At 41.8% G+C, this 2641-nt stretch carries 2 protein-coding genes; both read right to left on the reverse strand.

What is annotated here, in order from left to right:
- Positions 1-1614 (reverse strand): BCCT family transporter (locus VLN09_RS11690; protein WP_325246718.1); only part of this gene is annotated, 1614 nt, incomplete at its 3' end.
- A 218-nt stretch (positions 1615-1832) separates the two neighbouring features.
- The gene (locus VLN09_RS11695) at positions 1833-2273 is read right to left on the reverse strand and encodes an HIT family protein (RefSeq protein WP_325246720.1); all 441 of its coding nucleotides are present in this window, start codon (positions 2271-2273) and stop codon (positions 1833-1835) included.
- Between the last annotated feature and the right edge of the window lie 368 nt (positions 2274-2641).

Below are 2641 nucleotides of genomic sequence, written 5' to 3' on the forward strand. Positions count from 1 at the left end.
AACTTTATCGCGAGTCGGCTTATCCGTCATATAATCAATGCGCTCACGCCATGCGGATGGCTTAAGCAGATGCGGCGGGATTCTATTATCGTTACCTAAACTCTGGTTACGATGACCTTCAATACGTAGCGCACGCCACATCCCAAATATTGAAATCAATATAATAACGGCAAAGGGTAAGGCGCTGACAATAGCTGCGGTCTGTAACGCTGTTAATCCACCAGCTACCAGTAAAGCCGCGGCAACTGCGCCTTCAGTCACTACCCAAAAAGTACGTTGCCACCATGGCGTATCACTACGTCCACCCGCTGCAAGAGAGTCAATCACCAACGACCCTGAATCTGATGAGGTCACAAAAAAGGTAATAATTAATAGTACTGTTAATGACGATACTATCTGAGTGAAAGGCAAGTTCTCTAATAATTTAAATAACGCAATTGCTTGGTTGTTCTGCACTTCAGTAATGAGTGCATCGTAGCCATCAACCATAATCATATGGAGCGCTGTATCGCCAAAAACTGCGAACCAAAAGAACGTAAAGAAGGTTGGTACTAACATCACGCCCCATACGAATTCACGGATAGTACGCCCTCGACTAATCTTGGCAATAAACAATCCGACAAAGGGTGCCCAAGCAATCGTCCATGCAAAGATAAAGAGCGTCCAACTACCGATCCAATCACTCGATTGATAGGCTTGCAAGCTAAAAGTACGCTCAACGATATTGCCTAAATAGCTGCCTGTATTTTCCATAAAGGCGTTTAGAATAAAGATGGTTGGACCCACGATAAAAACAAATAGCATTAGACTCGTTGCTAACATCATATTCAAAATTGAGAGTCGCTTTACCCCTTTATCCATGCCAGCGAGAACAGATACCAAAGCTGCTAGTGTCACCAGCGCAATGATAATCACCTGAACTGTAATACTGACAGGTATCGTATTTGGTAATAGATAATTTAAACCGGCATTGATCTGTGATACAGAAATCCCCAAACTGGTCGCAATACCGAACATCGTGCCCACAATGGCAAACACATCAACAGTATGTCCAATCGGACCATAAATTTTATCACCAATTAGCGGATATAGTGTTGAGCGCATTGACAAGGGCAAGCCATGGCGAAAAGAGAAGTACGCCAGTGACAAACCAACCACACCATAGATCGCCCAAATATGAAAGCCCCAGTGAAAATAGGCAATTTGCATTGCTTCTTTTGCGGCTTCAATAGTCTGCGGTGTTGAAAGCGGTGGACTGGCAAAATGTATGACCGGCTCTGCCACGCCATAGAATAATAAAGCAATCCCATACCCTGCAGAAAACAGCATGGCAAACCACTCAAGAAAATTATACTCAGCTTGAGCATGATCTGGACCCAGTTTGATGCTGCCATAAGGCGAAAACGCCAAGACAATAATAAACATCAAAAATATAGCCACTGCTAACATATAGAACCAACCGAAAGTCTCAGTGGTAAAATTTAGAACGGTGCTAAATAGTTCGCCAGCAGACTCCGGATTAATGGCGGTACCAATGACCAATAGCAGCATAATGGCTGCTGCCGGCACGAAGACGGGCAATAAGATAGTGGAACGGGAGGATTTGTTCTTCATAAGCGGATTCTTATTAACGGTCAAGTAGACCTAATGTTTACCATAAACCGATTACAAACCCCAGTATTGCTGCCAATTTGTCACATTACTTGAACTATTGTTACAGCACTATTACCTAATGACAAAAAAGGCACCTTGTTAGTTCCCCCCTTTATTGTTATCTAAAGGACAAGTGCTATTTACTATCTTACTCATAACGCAGATTGGCGCTTTTAAAATTACGCATTAATAATCGCTGCCAATTGCTCAGCTGTTTTTGCAAGCTCGGCATGATCTGCTTGTGTGACGGCATGGCGACCAAGCTCATGAATGCTAGAAGGAATCAGGTGCACATGATAATGAAATACGGTTTGCCCCGCTTCTGCACCATTCAGTTGCATTTGGATAACGCCTTCACGATTAAATAGCTGACGTTGGGCTTGCATGATTTTTTTAGCTGTCATCAATACCGCTGCTGCGTATTCAGGTTCAAGCTCAGACAAATCCACCGCTTTTTGCTTAGGAATGACCAAAACATGCCCCTCTGCTTGCGGCATAATATCCATAAAGGCAAGAGTCTTGTCATCTTCATAAACCTTATGATAAGGGATATCACCATCGAGCATTTTGGCAAAAATATTATCGTCTTTATAAGGAGTTTGCTGATTAGTTTGGCCCATTACTATATTCCTTTAACCTGCATTATTATTGAATAAAAATTAGTATTAAGTAAATAGCGAGTATTAAGTGGATACTTACATCATCAAATATAGTGGACGAAAACTCACTTAAGTACAAGTACCAGATAATCACTGATTTATCTTCATGAACTAACCTGCTGCTCTCGTTGATGATTAATTTATTGACGAGCCATGCGCGATAAATGTTATATTAATCTTCTCTCTTAATGACCTTACCATAATGGATTTGACTGCCTTGCCAACTCAATTATCTAATAATACTGACACTCATACACAGTCTGCCAATGAAGCTACCATAAACAATGAGACGGACACGCAAATGCTTGAGGCTAATAACCCTCCAGTCA

The organism is Psychrobacter sp., assembly GCF_035469765.1.
Taxonomy (GTDB): Bacteria; Pseudomonadota; Gammaproteobacteria; order Pseudomonadales; family Moraxellaceae; genus Psychrobacter.